Genomic DNA, 1,019 nt, shown 5'->3' with positions numbered 1-1,019 from the left:
CTTACATTCACAGCCGAAGCAAACTACGGCATTCGAGCTGAAGGAATTGCGAGCGGTTTGAATAGACTCGCGTTCGGCTATATCCTGCCGCAGGGAGGCATTTCGAGTTTCTGGCCGCCCCCCTAATACCACATTATAGGCAAGCGCGCGCTGGCGGGGCCYCTGAGTCATAGTCATCTCAACATATAAGGCCTTCCATGGCTGATTTTGCTGATTTGCAGTTCAACAGGGCCACGGCAGACCTCCATGACTTTTGGCTTGGGATGGCGATTGAGGGTTGGTCTTGGGATTATTCCCTTGGCCTGGGGATGTTAATGAATGACCCTGACCCCCTTTCCGAGAGCAAGACACTCAGAATCGCATGCCGGGTCGATAAAGCAGACGGACCAGCGAAGATGATGGGTCTACCTGTCAGCGTCAGGGCCTATGTCGGCCCGGGGTACAGGGAAGACAAGCGGCAAGGGTCCCAGCGCAAGTTTGATGAGGTCGGCTCACTTTCAAGAATAAAGGGAGGTTACGAGGCCTTTATTATGATGCCAGACGACATGCTGCCTATTGCTATCACCATGCTCGCATCCAAAAGCTGGCGTCACCTGCAATTCTCTTGCCACAAGCAACACAGCCGTGAGAGTGCGATAATCGGGTACTACTTCAGAACCGAACCCCATCCGAAGGAATGGTGATTAGTTGGGAAAGCTCGCCCTTGCGGYTCGACAGGTCACAGTCAAGGAGCGGCAAAAGCGGGGTTCGTGGCTGAGGTCAAAATAGCAGCGGCGCAAACGGGGCGAATAGGCTAGCGGAGTAGCTGCCGATCACGCCGTTACCCCCCTTTTTTAAGGCATCGCACTTGGACTATTCCCTGCAACAATTTGGCGCAAATGCGCTCATCGCTGCAATGCTCTTGCACAGGCGCAAGGCCCGGCCATGGGGCGGGCGTCGGTCATCGACGCGGACACGATTGAGATTGCGGGCGAGCGCATCCGGTTCAATGGCGTTGATGCGCCCGAAAGCTGGCAGGT

At 55.5% G+C, this 1,019-nt stretch carries 1 protein-coding gene; it reads left to right on the top strand.

The genetic code is table 11. The annotated features are described in order from the left end of the window. Positions 1-197 precede the first annotated feature (197 nt). Positions 198-683, top strand: a complete 486-nt coding sequence (locus AC1DUU_RS32825; protein WP_476787453.1) for a hypothetical protein — start codon at positions 198-200, stop codon at positions 681-683. Positions 684-1,019: the final 336 nt, after the last annotated feature.

It is taken from the genome of Aminobacter sp. P4_H6_2 (genome assembly GCF_056400805.1).
Note: the sequence above shows the minus strand (reverse complement) of the source record. Positions and strands in the feature narration are given on the sequence as shown.